The following is a 15,909-nucleotide window of genomic DNA, read 5'->3' on the forward strand; positions in this document are numbered from 1 at the left end:
CCCCGGATCCCCTTCGGCGGATAGCAGCATGACTGGATCGCCAGCTCCACATCCTCCTTTGTGAAGATCATCGGGAAGATGATCCCTGTCGGGCCCATCTCCAGGATCGGCTTCACCTGGGCCGGATCCAAGATCGGCACCCGGACAAAGGTCGCCAGCTGCGGACCCACCGCCCTGGCCGCCAGAAGGATATCGCACACATCATGCTTGGTGATCTGGGTATGCTCCATGTCGATCCAGAAATAGTCATAGCCGCAGTGGCCCAGGATCTCCGCGTTGTGCATGTCCGCGTTGGTGATATGGGTGCCGAACAGCACCTCTCCGTCTGCAATCTTCTGTTTCCATCTGTCCATAACTTTTAGTCCTCCTCAGGAACGCTCTTCGGCATATCCGGATTGTTGGGTCCGAAATGCTTCAGGATCACAATAGGCTCATATTTACTCTTGTTCTCGATCACAATTCCTGCTTTCGCAGCATTTTCCGATACAAAATACTCATCTGCACTCTGCTGTCCGAATCTCAGCATAGTTGCAGTCTCCGCGTCAAAGCAGCCAAATGTTCCATGGCCCTGTACGAAGATACAGCCATATGCGGCAGGATCTTTAATGGTCACTTTCTGTCCGGGATATACCGTCAGTTCCTTCGCGCAGAAATAGTCGTTGGCGTAAGAAACCCACTTTTCCACATACTGATCTGTTTCCTTATCCACTACAGGGGGACGGAAATATGTCTTCCTATAATGAGGGTCTGTGTTCTTTTCCCAGTCTAAGAGGCCAAAAATATAATCGATATCGTCTTTTTTGTCTTCCGGGCACTCTTCCACCAGCATCTCGCGGGGATAGATCTCGCCGGAAACCACATTTTCCTCAACGGAATTTACATCTGAATTCCACTGGGGCTCATAGGTCAGCCAGGACGCAGGCGCATGAATCACTCCGGCAGGCGTATACCAGCCCGTGCCAAGCTCCACTCTGTATGCTCTGGACAGCTCCGTGATCCTTGTGTCCGCAGAATTATAATTGCGAAGGCGCTCTTTTACATCTTCCGGCTTCGTATCCGGATCAAATCCAAAATAAGTGGCATTGTTTTCACCAGGATAATTGTTAAGCTGCCTGGGGAAATAATAGGATTCCGGCTTTCCCAGTTTCCCCACCCGCGCGGCATCCTCAAAGGTAAGGTGCACATGATGGAAAAGCGGATTTTCAAAGTCGAAGAACTTGGAATACATCGGCCAGCCGCCATACTCTTCCATAAGCTTTTTGCCCACTACCTCCTCACCCAGAAGGTCGATTGCTTCCTTCAAAGTGAATTTCTCATCGGAATCAGGCGACACAGCCACATAGCTCATGCCTTCATCCGGTGCGGCCAAAGGTCCGTTGTTCGCTGCAATTGTGGAAGAAAACCAGCGCTCTTTGATGGAGCCTCTCTCGATGCCCAGCGCATAATAATCGTCCGGATGCAGTTTCAGACGGTGTCCGGCTTTTCCGAACCGTCTGGGTACGAAGGTCGGCATCAAACGAAATACTCCCCGTCCTTCCTCAAAGGTTTTTTTGATAAGTTCCTTGTCCGCCATTGTAAAACCCCCTTTTGTTATTTGTTCACTACGTTGACAGGCTCTCCGTCCAAAAATGCCTTTACATTATTTACAGCAATATCCATAAGCCTCTGTCTGGACTCCTTAGGTGCCCATGAGATATGAGGTGTGATAATGCAGTTCGGTGCGTTCAGAAGCGGATTGTCGCCGCGGATGGGTTCTGTGGAAACCACATCCAGGCCGGCAGCGTATACCTTGCGGTTTACCAGCGCGTCAGCCAGATCCTGCTCAACGATGAGCGGTCCTCTGGAATTGTTCAGGATGATCACGCCGTCTTTCATCTTCGCAATGGTGTCTTTATTGATCATTCCTTCTGTGGAAGGGAACAGCGGGCAGTGGAGAGCGATCACATCCGACTGGGAGAGGACCTCGTCCAGCTCTGCATAATGGCAGTTCTCATTTTCCAAGGCAGGATTCTTATACGCATCATATGCCAGGACCTTCATACCCATAGACTGTGCAATCCTGCCGGTAGTCTGGCCAATCCTTCCGTAGCCCACGATACCCATGGTCTTGCCTGCCAGTTCGATCAGCGGATAATCCCAGAAACACCAGTCCTTATTGTTTTCCCAGCGTCCCTTATGCACAGCTTCACTGTGGTGTCCGATATGGTGGCAGATTTCCAAAAGAAGCGCGATGGCAAACTGTCCTACCGCATCCGTTCCATAGGTGGGGATATTGCTGACCACGATTCCCTTTGCTTTTGCCGCATCCGTATCGATCACATTGTAGCCAGTCGCCAGCACTCCGATATAACGGATGGAAGGGCATTTCTCCATGGTATCTGCAGAAACAGGCGTCTTATTGGTGATGACGATTTCTGCGTTTCCGATTCTCTTTACGATTTCTTCCTCAGGAGTCCTGTCATATACCTTTAATTCACCCAGCGCCTCAAGACCGCTCCAGCTCAGATCCCCGGGATTTTCTGTATAACCATCTAATACAACAATTTTCATGATCTAATCTCCTTTTCATTTCCCTCTTTAAAACAAAAGAAGCCGGCCGGCCGGAATGATACCGCCCCCGGCCTGCCTCTGCTTTTGTCTATCTAATTCATTATTTCAGTTTATCTGCTGCCGCGCGCATAGCCTCTCCGGTCTGTGACCAGTAGGTGGTGACGATCTTCAGCTCGTCGCCGATGCAGAAGTGCTTAACGCCCAGGTCAATGTAGTACTGCGCGTCTTCAGCCGTATAGATCTCACATCTGGGCTGAACGCCATGCTTCAGGGCAACTTCGATCATCTTTCTCTCAGCAGCCTTGCACTCATCAAGGTGATCCTTCATATTATAGCCACAGCTCATGGAATAATCGGAAGGTCCAAACTGTACCATATCAACTCCGGGGATAGAGCAGATCTCTTCGATGTTGTCCATAGCTTCTTTTTTCTCGATCATCAGAGCAATTACCGTATTTTTCACCATGTCTGCATAATCCATCTGTGCATTATGAGGCTGATATCCGATCCAGCGGCTGTTGGGATATCCGAATCTTCCCATATCCTGAGGCCTGTCGGGTTTCAGTACATGCAGAGACTCTCTTACTTCGTCAGGAGTCTTGTGATCTACCAACAGTACGGACTGAAATCCGGAAGCCATTGCCTTCTGTGCCACAAAAGCGCGGTTCTGGAAATCCACTTTGATCATGGATGACATGTTGTAAAGCTCTGTAGCACGGCAGATATTTTCAAAATCGGACAAGTTATAGGGTGCATATTCCGCTACAAACTCGATATAGTCATATTTTCCTGTGCTTCCTACGATTTCCACGATTGTCGGCCATACGCTCTCCACTCTGGTCGCAACGGACGGAAGATTATTGTCCAACAAATAACGCAGCTTGTTCTCCTTCATTTTTAAAGCCCTCCTGTTTCCTTTTTCCTTAAATTATTAGTTATTTATGTAAAAACATCTGAAACTCACGTTTACAGTGTTTTTCCAATCTTTATCATGCGGAACATCCTGTCCGCGGCGTCCTCCAGAAGCTTTCCGGCGTCTGCAATGGCCTGTTCCAGATCCATCACGCCGTTTACGATCACCATGACGGAATTGACGCCAAACTGGTATATGGCATCCGCACCGTCGGTCATGCCTCCCACAAGCGCCACTACCGGTACTCCCCTCGGCTTACAGGCGCTTCCTATTCCGTGGATCACCTTGCCCCGGACCGACTGCGTATCAAGCCTTCCTTCTCCGGTCACCACTAAATCTGCGCCGTCCAGGCTCTTTTCAAATTCGCTGGCCTCCAGCACCACGGAGATTCCAGAACGCAGCTTTGCTCCGGCAAAAGCCACCAGTGCGGTGCTGATTCCGCCGGCTGCGCCGGCTCCCGGCATCTCATGAAACGCCATGCCTGACTTTTCTCTGATGACATCTGCGTAATTTATCATCCCGGCTTCCAATTCCGCGAGAATCTCTTCTGTCCCGCCCTTTTGAGGGCCATAGACATAAGTTGCACCATGGGGTCCGATGAGCGGATTGTCCACATCACACATCACCGTGATCTCTGCTTCCGACAGCTCCGGACAGAGACCTTCCGTCCGATAATCCGCGATGGATGCCAGATTTTCTCCCGTGGGTTCCAGAACATTTCCTTCTTTATCCAAAAATTCCATCCCCAAAGCGGTCATAGCCCCAATGCCCCCATCATTGGTGGCGCTTCCTCCCACCGCGATGATAATCTTCCGATACCCTGTCTCCAAGGCCTCCCGAATCACCTGCCCGGTCCCAAAGGACGAAGCCCGGAGCAGATCTCTTTCCTTTTCCGGTATCAAAGGCAGTCCGTCAGCGGCGGCCATCTCGATCACAGCAGTGTCCTTATGTATGATTCCATATTTTGCTTCTACGGGGCTCCCAAGCGGACCTTTTACCGTCACGGAGCGGAACTCTCCCTTTGCCACTCCGACCAGGGCATCCACAGTGCCTTCCCCGCCGTCCGCTATGGGAAACTTTACAACCTCACAGCCCGGAAAGTTCCGCATGGCGGCCGCTTCTATCTTTTCTATAACCTGAGCTGACGTCAGGGAACCCTTAAACGAGTCTGGTGCCAGTATTATTTTCATACGCTTCAACGCCCCTTAAACTTAAGATAATTCTTTCAATCAACGCCTAGTATAATGGTACAATCAGGCGGATATATATTCACTAGCTATCGTTCCAAATTAAAACGCAGGTTTTGTGTTTAAAACACAAAGCCTGCATTTTACTATTTTTCCATTATACGAGCTGATGTTCCGGAGCCTCGCCATTTAACATGGCAACAACAGCTTTCGCCGTGGCCACGCCGGTCAAAGCATAATTTTCATAGGATTCTGCAGCCGTATGGGGAGTGCAGATATAATTATCCAGGCTGAATAACGGATGGTTCAGATCCACAGGTTCTTTTTCAAACACATCCGTACCGTGTCCGGCGATCTTTCCGGACTTAAGCGCTTCATACAGATCGTCTTCCCTGATAATAGGGCCGCGGGCCGTATTGATCAGGTAAACGCCGTCCTTCATGCGGGAAATCGTATCCCGGCTGATCAGTCCTCTTGTTTCATCGGTACAGGGCACATGAATGGAGATGATATCACTCTTCTCGATCACATCATCCATGGAACACAAGGTAACGCCCAGTCTTTCCGCTTCTTCATAGTTGGGATATGTATCAAACGCGATGATTTCCACACCAAAGGGTTTCAACTTCTCAGCAACGCTCCTGGCAATCCCGCCGAATCCAAGGAGACCCACTGTCTGGCCTTTCAGCTCATGGGTGATGAAACGCGCCCAGGCGCCTTCCCGAGTACTCTTGTTGAGCTGGGGAACATTCCGGACCACGCTCAGCATAAGTGTGACCGCATGCTCCGCAACAGAATTCCGGTTGATCCCCGGTGTGTTGGAAGCATGAATCCCATACTTTTTCATATCCTCCAGATTAAAGTTGTCCACACCGATTCCAAACCGAGCGACGCCTTTGAGCTTCTTCGCATGTTCAAACACAGCGGCATCCCAGGTATCCACGCCGGCGATCACCGCGTCGATGTCCCCAATCAGCTCCTTCAGTTCTTCAAAGGTATAGGGGCGCCCGTTCTGCGTGATGATGAGTTCACAATTGTTGTCTTCCAGTATCTTTACGCCCTCTGTACACCGTTCTTCATAATGGGGCACAGAAATCAATATCTTATTTTTCATTACAGCTGCCTCCCGTCCGGCCTATAAAATCACTTCTCTGAAATTATTCTTCTCCAATGTCTCAATCAGCTGCTTTGCATATTCATCACTGATTCCCATCAGGGGCTCTTTCATCGCTGTGCAGGAGATGATCCCCATATATTTCAACATCACCTTGTAACAGGAAATGTTATTCTGTGCACAAAGGATATTATTGAGCATGGTGGTCCTCTTCTGGATCATCCTTGCCTTCTCCATGTCCCCGGCCTCAATGGCTTTTCCGAGCGCCACATAATGCTCCGGAATAATCTGTGCGTTCCCGGATACGGTTCCGTCGCCGCCACCGCACATCAGCACATGATAGAGCTCGTCGGGACCGCAGAGTACGGAAAACGTATTGTTTCTGATGTTGGTCATTTCAAGCATTCTGGACAGATTGGGATAGCTGTATTTAATGCCGATCACGTTCGGGCATGTCTCCGCTACTTTTTCTGCCACATATACATTGATGTCATTCACAGAACACTGAGGAATCCCATACAGATAGATCGGGAAATCCGCGGGCACGCTCTTGGATACCTTCTGGTAAAAAGCGATCAGCGCGTCATCAGACATCTTAAAATAGGACGGAGTCACAACGCCGATTCCGTCAGCTCCGATGGCAGCCGCATGTTTGGACAGCTCCACTGTATCATCCAGACTCATCGCGCCGGTCTGTACATAGACTCTGGCTCTGCCTGCAGATTTTTTCACTACGGTCTCTGCTATCAATTTTCTGTCCTCAACGGAAAACATCAGCATCTCTCCGGTCGTCCCGTTGGGATACAGGCAGGGAATCCCCTTTCCGATCAGAAATTCCGTCAGTTTCTCCAATGATTCCACGTCCACCTTCTGATTTTCATCCAAAGGCGTCACAATGGGAACTACGCACCCATAAAGCTTATTCTCCAGCATTCTTTATCCTCCTTCATAATCTTCCGCAAATCTGCGGCTCGTCTCCTGACAGAAACCCACAGTTTCCACCATTAAGAAAATAGTATCATTCTTCCTCGGAATCGCACATTGTGCCGTCACACAAAAATGCAGGCTTTTTTTAGTCCTGCATACAATTGTTGGTAATTTTATCTATGCTATGATTAAATAAGTAATTTTTGTCCCCTTTACTGTTATGTTATAACAGTAAAACATCAAACATTTAGGGAGGTTTTTATGGCACATTCTAATTTAATCTGCAACGTTGAGACTCGCTTGATGCCTATCATTGGGTATCCCATGGACCACAGCAGCGCATCCCAGGTCTATAACAAACTGTTCGAAATCTACAACATCAACCGGGTCATGTTCCCCATAGAGATTCAGCCGGAAGGGCTGGCAGACTATGTGGCGGCGGCCAAGACCCTGAACATCGATACATACAGCCTCACCATGCCGCTCAAGGCAGCTATCATCCCGTATCTGGACGATGTGGACCCCTGCTCCAGAGTCTTCAATTCCGTAAACATCGTAAAAACGGTCGACGGAAAGACCTACGGCGCCGGAATGGACGGAAAAGGCTGTGTAGGCGCGCTTTTGGCAGCCGGCGCATCCATCGAGGGAAAAACCATCGTTTTAGTGGGAGCCGGGAGCATCAGCGGCGCCATCATCTACGAACTAATCCAGCATAAAGCCGGAAGAATCATCCTGATGAACCGTACTTTGGCTCACGCAGAATCCATCGCAAAGACCATCGAAGACAACTGGAGCCATCCTGTGGAAGCTTATGAAGCCACACCGGAACTGCTCGACAAATACTGCAGCTGCGCCGATATCTTCATCCACAGCTCACCGGTGGGAATGCACGGTTTCCCCGCCACTCATTCCTATCTGGGCTACATTGAGAAAATGCCGAAATCTTGTTTCGTACTGGATGCCATCGTGAATCCGGAATACACCGAGCTTTTGAAAAAAGCCCAGTCCTGCGGCCTGACCGTCATTCCCGGCATGCACATGATGATCTCCCAGATGACTGAGATCTTTGACTTCTGTTTCGGAGTGCGCCCCGGCGAAAAGGAAAAGGCAGAATGCCGTGAAGTGCTCATCGCTTATTTAGATTCCGTAAAATAGTACTGACTGCAAAAGGAGGACACGCTTATGACGGAACTTTCCCCCGGCAGAAAGCTGGGCTTCGGTTTCCTGCGGCTGCCCCAGACTGATGAGGAAGACCCCGCCGCCATTGACTATGAATTAACCGGACAGATGGCAGATTACTTTCTGTCTCAGGGATTTCGCTATTTTGATACTGCTTACAACTACCACAAAGAATTTTCTGAAATCGCCATCCGGGAGGCTGTCGTCAAGCGCCATCCCCGGGAGGCTTTCCTCCTGGCAGACAAGATGCCCACCTTCCTTGTGACAAAGACCGAGGATTTTGAACGGTTCTTCGCAGAGCAGCTCACCCGCTGCGGTGTGGATTTCTTTGACTATTATCTGCTGCACAATCTGGGCAAGGAACGCTATGGAAACATGGAGCGGCTCGGGGCTTTTGAATTTATGAAAAAAGTCAAAGCTGAAGGAAAAGCAAAGGAGATCGGGTTCTCCTTCCATGACACCGCCGACGTGCTGGACCGCATCCTGACAGAGCATCCGGAGATGGATTTCGTCCAGCTTCAGTTAAATTACATAGACTGGGAGAGTGAGGTCATCCAATCACGAAAGTGCTATGAAGTAGCCAGGAAGCACGGTAAACCTGTCACAGTCATGGAACCGGTCAAAGGCGGCGCGCTGGCGCGGCTGGATCCCGAAGCGGAAAAAATACTCAAGGAATGCGAGCCGGACTCTTCCAACGCTTCGTGGGCCATACGCTATGCGGCGTCTCTGGATGGCGTCCGTATGGTCTTAAGCGGCATGTCCACTCTGGAACAGGTAAAGGACAATACGGCTTATATGAAGGATTTCCAAAAGCTTGACAAAAACGAACTGGACTTAATTTCCAGAGTAACGGATATCCTGAAAAAATCTCAGGCCATCCAGTGCACCAACTGCAAATACTGTATGGACGAATGCCCGATGAACATCAATATTCCGGGATATTTCTCTTTTTACAATTCTGCATCCCAGCAGGATAATTTTATTGATGTCCTTTTCAGGAGAATATCCCACGGCCATGGCACTCCCTGGGACTGTATCGAATGCAGGTCCTGCGAAAGCCACTGCCCCCAGCATCTTCCCATCACTGACTATCTGAAGACCATTTCCGAATATGTGAAAGAAAAGGTACTGTAAAAGGAGGAAACATTACATGAGTAAAATAAAAGAAGCCTTGGAAAAGGGGCATGGCGTATTGCAGCTGATGCCCACCTGGGTGCCCCGCCCTTTTAATGAACCGGGCAGGCGCCTGAAGCTGCATCCCGACGATTATTTCGCACTGGGAATGGACCGGGGCGGTATCTGTGAGCGCTGGATCGGTTCCGTAGCCCACGCGGACAATGGACCCCTCACCAAACCGGACGAGGGTATGAGTTACGTGGTCCTGGATAAGTCGACCGGTGAAAAGGCCCTCTTAAAAGAGGTCATCGAAGAACTGGGCGCAGAGATCATCGGACAGGAATTATACGAAAAATACGGAACCTGGCCCTCCTATTCCAAATTCTTTGATTACGACAAGCCTCTGTTCCATCATCTCCATCTGATGGACAAGGATGCCAGCCTCATTGGGACCAACGGAAAGCCGGAAGCCTATTATTTCCCGCCTCAGTATAACTGCAGCCAGCTGGGCCGCCGTCCTTCCACTTATTTCGGTTTTGACCCTTCTACCACCAAAGAACAAGTAAGACAGTGCCTGGCCGACTACAGTGTCCGTGACACCCATATCCTGGAGCTTTCCAGGGGCTATCAGATACAGCTCGGCACGGGCTGGTATACTCCGGCCGGCGTCATCCACGCCCCGGCTTCCGTAGTCACTTATGAACCTCAGTGGAATGCAGACTGCAATGTCATCATGGAAAATGTCACCATGGGTGAGGTGAACTCCTATGACCTCCTGACCGGATGCCAGCCTGAAGAGAAAAAAGGCGACCTGGACGCTCTCATGGACTGTCTGGATTGGGAGGAGTGTGTACGGCCCGATTACAAGGAAACGTATTTCCGCGCTCCTAAGGAAAAAGAAAGCAGCCAGAACGGTCTTTCAGAAAAGTGGATCACTTACGCCAACGACTGGGTAGCTGCCAAGGAAGTCACGATTGCGCCTCAGTCGTCCGTTGTCGTAAAGGATGCCGCCTGCTATGATGCTGTATTCGTGCAGGGACACGGCAAATTCGGAGTCTATAACTGTGAGGCTCCCGGTCTCCTCAGATACGGCCAAATCTCCGGCGACGAGTACTTCGTCAGCGAGTCCGCAGCAAAGAAAGGAATTGTCGTAACGAATGAGAGTGAATATGAGCCTCTTGTGTTCCTCCAGCACTTCTCCAATAATAATCCGGAAGTTCCTATGAAATAAGATAACTTCCATATGAAACAGAAACAGCTGTCCGTCAGGACAGCTGTCTCAGATAATAGTAAAAATAATTGACCAGCTCCCTGTCCCGTGCGTTCTGCATGGGGTTCAGGCCCAGCTGGTTTTTTATCTTATCCAGCCGGAACGCCAGGGTATTCTTATGGATATACAAACGCTTGCTGCTCTCCTGCATGCTGTAGTTGTTCTCATACAGCGCGCCGATATGCTCCGTATACATTTTTTTGAATTCATCGGTATAGCGTTCTGCAAACACGTCAAACACCTTGTGAAGCTCCATAAACGGCAGCTGATGCTTTAAATACTCATCCAGATAATCATAGAAAAAGATGCTCCTCTTAGGCACGGAAACCGACTTTTCAAGCCACAGGCAATGCTGATAGCCGTATTTATAATGTGCCATGCTGGCTTGCAGGGAGCCGACACAAATCTTGCAGTCTATCTCATTTTCCGCCACATGGCGGAGAAACCGTCCCAGGTATTCCCCGATCACATATTTGTAATTCTCAAAAAACCCTTCGATGGGCTCCGTATAGCTTTTGAATATGAGAATCTTTCCATCCCTGCTGGTGACAAAAATATCCTCTCTGCCGCTTCTCCCGGCTCCGCCTTTAATCTTCTCAGACATCTCTTTCAAATTCACACTGTCGCTGAAGGATATCAGGATAGGAACCCTGGTCACATCGGAATATCCCAAAGCCTGGGCCATATTATGGAGCTCCCGTTTATTGATGTCCTCGTAAAGCAGGCAGTTGATAAAATGCTCTTTATCCGTCCTTCTTTTCAGTGCGTCTTCCTTCTGGGTCTCATATTCCAGCATGGTTTCCACCATCTTCTTTATGACGATCACCACAGGACGTATCTTCTCAATTTCTCCGGTCAGCCCCAGGACTCCGATGACATCTCTCTTATACTCCAAGGCCATGTTGATCCCGGCCTTTGTCCCAAGGAAAGTATCCTCTGCTTCCACTTCCTTAAAATCCAGCTTTTTATTGATGATCTCAAACGCAACCTCATGAAACGTCCCCACACGGCTTTTATCCGTGCTGGCAACAATGATCCCTCTTTCATTCATTATGTTAATGTTATAATCGGTGCACTCTGTCAGCTTCTCTATGATCTTCTCAGCCAATTCCACATCCAGCATCCGCATTAACCTCCCATCTCGTACCTCACGCCGCTCGAAAACGGCGCCCTCATCCTACGATATCGAACCACTCCTATTTCTCTCTCTTACACTGCAAATACCATGACTAACGCCGTCATCACCACCAGGCTGATGACGATCGTACACGAATTACATGCGCTCGCCAATTCCGTATCGCATCCAAGTCTGTCCGTATAAACAAGCGCCAGAGCCGACAGCGGAGAAAAGGCGATCAGCACCAGTGTGCGTCTGATCTCCAGCGGCAGCGGCAGAAGAAAATAAAAGCATGCCGCCACCAGAACGCTGATCCCATACCGAAAGATCAGGAGCCTCGCCATCTCCCGAAGCTTGTCCGGCACCAGCCGTATTTCAAACATCATACCGATCATGAACATTGCCAAAAAGGAATTGGCACTGCCGATGATCCCCGCCAAAGTGATAGCCGGCGACGGCAGCCGCAGACGGAGCAGGGACAGTAACAGCATGATCACATACGTCATCAGCGGCACAGACCGGACTACTTTCATCCCAATATCCTTAAGCTGCCTGCCCACACTGATCTTTATACCGCCCTTCTGCCTTTTGCTGTCCATCTCAGACACGATGGCATATGTACTTCCGCTGCACATCACAGAATTTCCGGCGTCAAACAGGCATGTGGTCACCACACCTGTAGGCCCCAAAAAGCTCTGGATGAACGGAAGAGTAAAGCAGCCGATACTGTATCCCGAATAGTTTAACATCCGAAACATCTGAATCTTCCAGGGCGCTCCTTTGCTGAATACCCTGGCTGCGCCCAGCATGATCAAATTTCCAAGGACTCCCAGAAGCACCGCTGACAACAGATAAGGCGGCACGTCAGTCGACGTGAAATTTACGATCACTGCCGCCGGAAGCGTCACATTCAGAACGATTTTAGAGATCAGACGGTAATCTTCCTTCTTAAAAAAACCAATCCTCTTCAGAAAATATCCCAATGCAATAATCAGGATAAATGATCCCGCCCGAATAAATATATCCGCCATCTCCAATTCCTCCCATTTTTCGCATACTCATTCATCATACCTCCATTGGGTAAAAATGAAAAGCACTTTTCATTGGTGAAAGGGATTATTTTTTTCGAGCCGATACAATGAGCATCATGGGGCGGCGCATTTCGTCTTTCATTCCTTCCATGGACATCATGCGGGCCGGCGGCTGAGGCTCCGCCACATGCAGCAGCTCATATCCGCCTGTCAGCAGAGTTTCCAGATAAGTGGTCAGCGTCTTATGATACTTGGTGACCTCTTCACCCAGAAACCGGGCTTTTCTCTCTCCTTCATAAAAATAGCGGTCCACAGGAAAATGAAGGATCTCCCCCGACTCTCCGTAATACCAGTCCTGAGTTCCTTGAGAAGTGAAGACCGGATGTTCCGCTGAAAAAATAAAGTCACCGCCGCTCACCAGGCAGGAGCTCACCTTCTCCACAATCTCCGGAAAAGACTTAACATAATGGAATGCCAGAGAACTCAGGACCACATCAAAGCTGTCCTTTTCAAAATCGATCTCTTCTATGGGCATCTGGAAATACCGGACCTGGGAAGAAGCCGTCTTTTTCCTGGCCACCTCCAGCATCTTTTCCGACAGGTCAATTCCGGTCACCGACGACGCTCCGTGTTCCATGGCATATATGCAGTGCCATCCATAGCCGCAGCCCAGATCGAGCACGCGCCTGCCGCGGAAATCAGGCAGGAGCGGTTCCAGTGTCTCCCACTCTCCCGCACCGGCAAGTCCCTGTTTTGAGCGTTCCATTTCACTGTATTTTTCAAAAAAAATTTCATTGTCATATTTGTTTTCTTTCACGTCCTCTTACTCCTTTTCCATGCGATTTCATGGCAGGGAACACTGTCTATAGTCTAATCCCAACAGCCTGAACTGTCAAATCCCTTCTTTTTCCAAAACTCTTTTCAGACAAGGAACCGGAACAGCTGCATGATAAGTCCGACCGCCCACATGGCCGGTCTCTTCCACCAGGGCAGAGATTTTGCCTCTTCCGGCCGCTCTCCCTCATAAGTATCCGTATCCACTGCCTTCCGGCAGTCCTGATGCAGCTCTTCCATATTGGCAGAAAGCTGCCTCGTAAGCTCTTCGCTCTTGACCGCCACCATCATCTCTGTATCCATATAGGCGCTCCTCAGATCAAAATTGAATGAGCCTACCACGCTGATATTGTCGTCAATGATCACGGACTTTCCGTGGGTAGAGATTCCTCCGTCATATTCCAGAATCTCCATTCCTGTACCCATTACCTTCTTTTTATTCCACAGATAATCGGCTGAGCCAAAGAAATTATCCCCGTTGTCGACGGAATTTATCATCATCTTCACGTCTTCCACAGAGGATGCAACCTTTTTAAGCTCCCCATACATGTATTTATTGCATACTACATAAGGGGTATGAATCAGGACCCTCTCCTTCCCGCGCTTCATCAGCTCGCATACCTGCTGGAAGACAAGCGGCTGTTTTTCATAGATCCCGGTCTCACCCGTCATCAAAAGGACTCCCTTTGTAGCGACTGTTTTCTCCTCCAGAAGGCTTCCGTCGAAAGCTTCCGGATAGGCTTCCCGAAGCCCGTCATACCGTTCTGCCAGCTCTTCCCTCTTCTCTTTCACATTCTCTTTATCCGCCAGCTTTTCACTCTCATGGAAATACTTGCAGGCTTTAAGCTCCCATACTCCTTCAAAATATTCCCGAAGCTCAAACAGGGAGCTGTCTTTCGCGCCGGCCTGTTCCCATTCCGTATTATAGATCAGGATCTCCCGGTCCAGGCTTTTATTGGCCGTATGATAGTCACCCAGAAAATAGTCAAAGGTGTTCCTGCCTCCCATGATGTAAGCCGTATGATCCGCGATCACATATTTATCGTGCATCCTTCCCTGGGTCTTCCAGGGAAACAGAAGGTTTAAAGGATTGTAGGCCTTCAGCTCGATATTGGGATGAGAGGACAGCGCATAAAAGGTCTCTTCTCCCTCCATGCGGATCACAGAACTGATGCCGTCCACCAAAATCCTGATTTTCACCCCTTCGTCGGCTTTATGCAACAGCATGGCGGCCAAGTCCTCAGTGCTCTCTCCCGGCCTCATGTCAAAGGTGGAAAGGATAATCTCCTCTTCCGCTCCCTCCATCAAACGCAGCCGCTCCGCCAACGCATCCCTATTTGATTCCACGATGGCGGCCCGGTCCGCCGATGTATCCGAATCCATAAAAACATTCAGTTTCTCTCTCTGTCCGGCTGAAAGCACCGGCTCCGGATAGTGGCCAAAAGGAGCGACTGCCCCAATGACCAGATAAAGAATAATGCCTATGATCAGCCACATGATAAGTCTCCGTATCCATTTTCCACTCATATTGTCATCCCGCCATTCAGTCTGAATATATCAATTCCCAGAATCCTCCGCACCATTTTCCAAAAGCCGTTCAGGATCAGATCGCTGCCGGCGCTGAGCGGTACACTTAAAATCCCTAAGAACAGAAGCCCTGCCAGAATCCATACGCTGTATCTCCTGATACGGGCAAAAAACCTCCCGGCCGCCGGCACGAGCTCCGCCAGGACTGTGGAGCCATCCAGGGGCGGAAGCGGAATCAGGTTGAACAGCCCCAGACCCACATTGATGACCGCCGAGCAGTAAAAAAGCTGCTGCAGATATCCCAGGATGCCCGGCAGACTGCCCTGCTTAAAGAGCAGACCGTAAAAAAACACCGACAGAAAGGCCAGGATAAAATTCATGATCGGACCTGCCAGCGCCACCAGCACCATATCTCTCCTGGGTTTCTTATAATTTCGCACGTTCACCCGTATGGGCTTTGCCCACCCCACGTGAAACAGAAGCAGGCAGAGGGTTCCCCACAAATCCAGATGCCGGAACGGGTTCAGCGTAAGGCGTCCGTCCCGCCTCGGAGTCGGGTCTCCCAGACGCACCGACATATAACCATGGGCAAATTCATGAAATGATATCGCCAATAAGATAGCCGGAACCGTATACATCAGCACTGTAAGCTGCCGGTACAGATAACTTCCTGCCAGCAGATTCCTCAAAAAATACATGTTCACTCCATCCCTTCATATGCTGCTTTCAGATTCTTTGAGATTTTTTCCTGACTGTTCATCAGGTTTAAGAATTCCTCCGAAGATAAGCCCTCAAACATCACCCGGACAAACTCGGCCTGCACAAGATGTCCCTGTTCTGAGACTTCCTGCCCTTCCTTTGTCAGGCGCAGATGAACGTTCCTCTTCCGGCCGGGCTGCTTTTCCAAAAACCCTCTCCTGCACAAAGCTTCTATGGCGACAGACACATGGGATTTTGGAAACATTCCTATCTCCGCTATATCCCGCGCCGTATCATAGCCCGGATAATTGGCCAGGAACATGATGATATCCATTTCCCTGACCGTAAGCCTGTATTCCCGGCACAAACCGCCCATCATTTTTTCATATACTTTTTTCCGGTAACGGCTGACCGTCAGTATTTCAATCGCAGACCGCATAAGCAC

16 protein-coding genes are annotated in these 15,909 nt (G+C 49.7%); 3 read left to right on the top strand and 13 right to left on the bottom strand.

Going from position 1 to position 15,909, the window contains the following annotated elements:
- From LQE92_RS04880 to LQE92_RS04910, 7 genes are all read right to left on the bottom strand, one after another.
- The coding region (locus LQE92_RS04880; protein WP_231061884.1) for an aldolase/citrate lyase family protein at positions 1-353 on the bottom strand (353 nt) is incomplete at its 3' end.
- 5 nt (positions 354-358) lie between these two features.
- Complete coding sequence (locus LQE92_RS04885; RefSeq protein ID WP_231061885.1) at positions 359-1,573, bottom strand: hypothetical protein; 1,215 nt, start codon at positions 1,571-1,573, stop codon at positions 359-361.
- Positions 1,574-1,590: 17 nt separating this feature from the next.
- Positions 1,591-2,550, bottom strand: a complete 960-nt coding sequence (locus LQE92_RS04890; protein ID WP_231061886.1) for a D-2-hydroxyacid dehydrogenase — start codon at positions 2,548-2,550, stop codon at positions 1,591-1,593.
- Between the two features lie 100 nt (positions 2,551-2,650).
- Positions 2,651-3,445 (bottom strand): HpcH/HpaI aldolase family protein, encoded by a 795-nt coding sequence (locus LQE92_RS04895; RefSeq protein WP_147595999.1) that lies wholly within the window; start codon positions 3,443-3,445, stop codon positions 2,651-2,653.
- Between the two features lie 71 nt (positions 3,446-3,516).
- A complete protein-coding gene (locus LQE92_RS04900) occupies positions 3,517-4,653 on the bottom strand; it encodes a glycerate kinase (protein ID WP_231061887.1) in 1,137 nt (378 codons plus the stop codon).
- A 154-nt stretch (positions 4,654-4,807) separates the two neighbouring features.
- On the bottom strand, positions 4,808-5,764 hold the full coding sequence (locus LQE92_RS04905) for a phosphoglycerate dehydrogenase (protein WP_231061888.1): 957 nt from the start codon (positions 5,762-5,764) through the stop codon (positions 4,808-4,810).
- Positions 5,765-5,785: 21 nt separating this feature from the next.
- On the bottom strand, positions 5,786-6,697 hold the full coding sequence (locus LQE92_RS04910; RefSeq protein ID WP_147596002.1) for a dihydrodipicolinate synthase family protein: 912 nt from the start codon (positions 6,695-6,697) through the stop codon (positions 5,786-5,788).
- Positions 6,698-6,952: 255 nt separating this feature from the next.
- On the opposite strand from LQE92_RS04910, the gene LQE92_RS04915 reads away from it, so the two are divergent.
- The 3 genes from LQE92_RS04915 to LQE92_RS04925 are packed head-to-tail and all read left to right on the top strand — an operon-like array spanning position 6,953 to position 10,217.
- Positions 6,953-7,846, top strand: coding sequence for a shikimate dehydrogenase family protein (locus tag LQE92_RS04915; RefSeq protein ID WP_231061889.1), 894 nt, complete (start codon positions 6,953-6,955; stop codon positions 7,844-7,846).
- A 27-nt stretch (positions 7,847-7,873) separates the two neighbouring features.
- On the top strand, positions 7,874-9,004 hold the full coding sequence (locus tag LQE92_RS04920) for an aldo/keto reductase (RefSeq protein ID WP_231061890.1): 1,131 nt from the start codon (positions 7,874-7,876) through the stop codon (positions 9,002-9,004).
- A gap of 16 nt (positions 9,005-9,020) precedes the next feature.
- Positions 9,021-10,217, top strand: coding sequence for a hypothetical protein (locus LQE92_RS04925; protein WP_231061891.1), 1,197 nt, complete (start codon positions 9,021-9,023; stop codon positions 10,215-10,217).
- A 34-nt stretch (positions 10,218-10,251) separates the two neighbouring features.
- Here LQE92_RS04925 and LQE92_RS04930 read toward each other — a convergent pair whose 3' ends face one another.
- The 6 genes from LQE92_RS04930 to LQE92_RS04955 all read right to left on the bottom strand — a co-directional run bounded on the left by LQE92_RS04930 (position 10,252) and on the right by LQE92_RS04955 (position 15,903).
- On the bottom strand, positions 10,252-11,379 hold the full coding sequence (locus LQE92_RS04930; protein ID WP_231061892.1) for a CdaR family transcriptional regulator: 1,128 nt from the start codon (positions 11,377-11,379) through the stop codon (positions 10,252-10,254).
- Positions 11,380-11,465: 86 nt separating this feature from the next.
- Complete coding sequence (locus tag LQE92_RS04935; RefSeq protein ID WP_231061893.1) at positions 11,466-12,404, bottom strand: AEC family transporter; 939 nt, start codon at positions 12,402-12,404, stop codon at positions 11,466-11,468.
- Between the two features lie 85 nt (positions 12,405-12,489).
- On the bottom strand, positions 12,490-13,221 hold the full coding sequence (locus tag LQE92_RS04940) for a class I SAM-dependent methyltransferase (RefSeq protein WP_231061894.1): 732 nt from the start codon (positions 13,219-13,221) through the stop codon (positions 12,490-12,492).
- Between the two features lie 104 nt (positions 13,222-13,325).
- Positions 13,326-14,765 carry a phospholipase D family protein gene (locus LQE92_RS04945; protein ID WP_231061895.1) on the bottom strand — a complete coding sequence of 480 codons (1,440 nt, stop codon included), beginning with the start codon at positions 14,763-14,765 and terminating at the stop codon, positions 13,326-13,328.
- Complete coding sequence (locus LQE92_RS04950) at positions 14,762-15,463, bottom strand: site-2 protease family protein (RefSeq protein ID WP_231061896.1); 702 nt, start codon at positions 15,461-15,463, stop codon at positions 14,762-14,764. Before LQE92_RS04950 ends, LQE92_RS04945 begins: the two co-directional genes overlap by 4 nt.
- A 2-nt stretch (positions 15,464-15,465) precedes the next feature.
- On the bottom strand, positions 15,466-15,903 hold the full coding sequence (locus tag LQE92_RS04955) for a MarR family winged helix-turn-helix transcriptional regulator (RefSeq protein ID WP_231061897.1): 438 nt from the start codon (positions 15,901-15,903) through the stop codon (positions 15,466-15,468).
- Between the last annotated feature and the right edge of the window lie 6 nt (positions 15,904-15,909).

The organism is Lientehia hominis, from assembly GCF_021044755.1.
GTDB classification, from domain to species: Bacteria; Bacillota; Clostridia; order Lachnospirales; family Lachnospiraceae; genus Lientehia; species Lientehia hominis.

What these genes read in the sequence shown, in the direction of transcription:
- LQE92_RS04885 (WP_231061885.1), bottom strand. Translation starts at nt 1,573, where the DNA reads ATGGCGGACAAGGAACTTATCAAAAAAACCTTTGAGGAAGGACGGGGA.
- LQE92_RS04890 (WP_231061886.1), bottom strand. Translation starts at nt 2,550, where the DNA reads ATGAAAATTGTTGTATTAGATGGTTATACAGAAAATCCCGGGGATCTG.
- LQE92_RS04895 (WP_147595999.1), bottom strand. Translation starts at nt 3,445, where the DNA reads ATGAAGGAGAACAAGCTGCGTTATTTGTTGGACAATAATCTTCCGTCC.
- LQE92_RS04900 (WP_231061887.1), bottom strand. Translation starts at nt 4,653, where the DNA reads ATGAAAATAATACTGGCACCAGACTCGTTTAAGGGTTCCCTGACGTCA.
- LQE92_RS04905 (WP_231061888.1), bottom strand. Translation starts at nt 5,764, where the DNA reads ATGAAAAATAAGATATTGATTTCTGTGCCCCATTATGAAGAACGGTGT.
- LQE92_RS04910 (WP_147596002.1), bottom strand. Translation starts at nt 6,697, where the DNA reads ATGCTGGAGAATAAGCTTTATGGGTGCGTAGTTCCCATTGTGACGCCT.
- LQE92_RS04915 (WP_231061889.1), top strand. Translation starts at nt 6,953, where the DNA reads ATGGCACATTCTAATTTAATCTGCAACGTTGAGACTCGCTTGATGCCT.
- LQE92_RS04920 (WP_231061890.1), top strand. Translation starts at nt 7,874, where the DNA reads ATGACGGAACTTTCCCCCGGCAGAAAGCTGGGCTTCGGTTTCCTGCGG.
- LQE92_RS04925 (WP_231061891.1), top strand. Translation starts at nt 9,021, where the DNA reads ATGAGTAAAATAAAAGAAGCCTTGGAAAAGGGGCATGGCGTATTGCAG.
- LQE92_RS04930 (WP_231061892.1), bottom strand. Translation starts at nt 11,379, where the DNA reads ATGCTGGATGTGGAATTGGCTGAGAAGATCATAGAGAAGCTGACAGAG.
- LQE92_RS04935 (WP_231061893.1), bottom strand. Translation starts at nt 12,404, where the DNA reads ATGGCGGATATATTTATTCGGGCGGGATCATTTATCCTGATTATTGCA.
- LQE92_RS04945 (WP_231061895.1), bottom strand. Translation starts at nt 14,765, where the DNA reads ATGAGTGGAAAATGGATACGGAGACTTATCATGTGGCTGATCATAGGC.
- LQE92_RS04950 (WP_231061896.1), bottom strand. Translation starts at nt 15,463, where the DNA reads ATGTATTTTTTGAGGAATCTGCTGGCAGGAAGTTATCTGTACCGGCAG.
- LQE92_RS04955 (WP_231061897.1), bottom strand. Translation starts at nt 15,903, where the DNA reads ATGCGGTCTGCGATTGAAATACTGACGGTCAGCCGTTACCGGAAAAAA.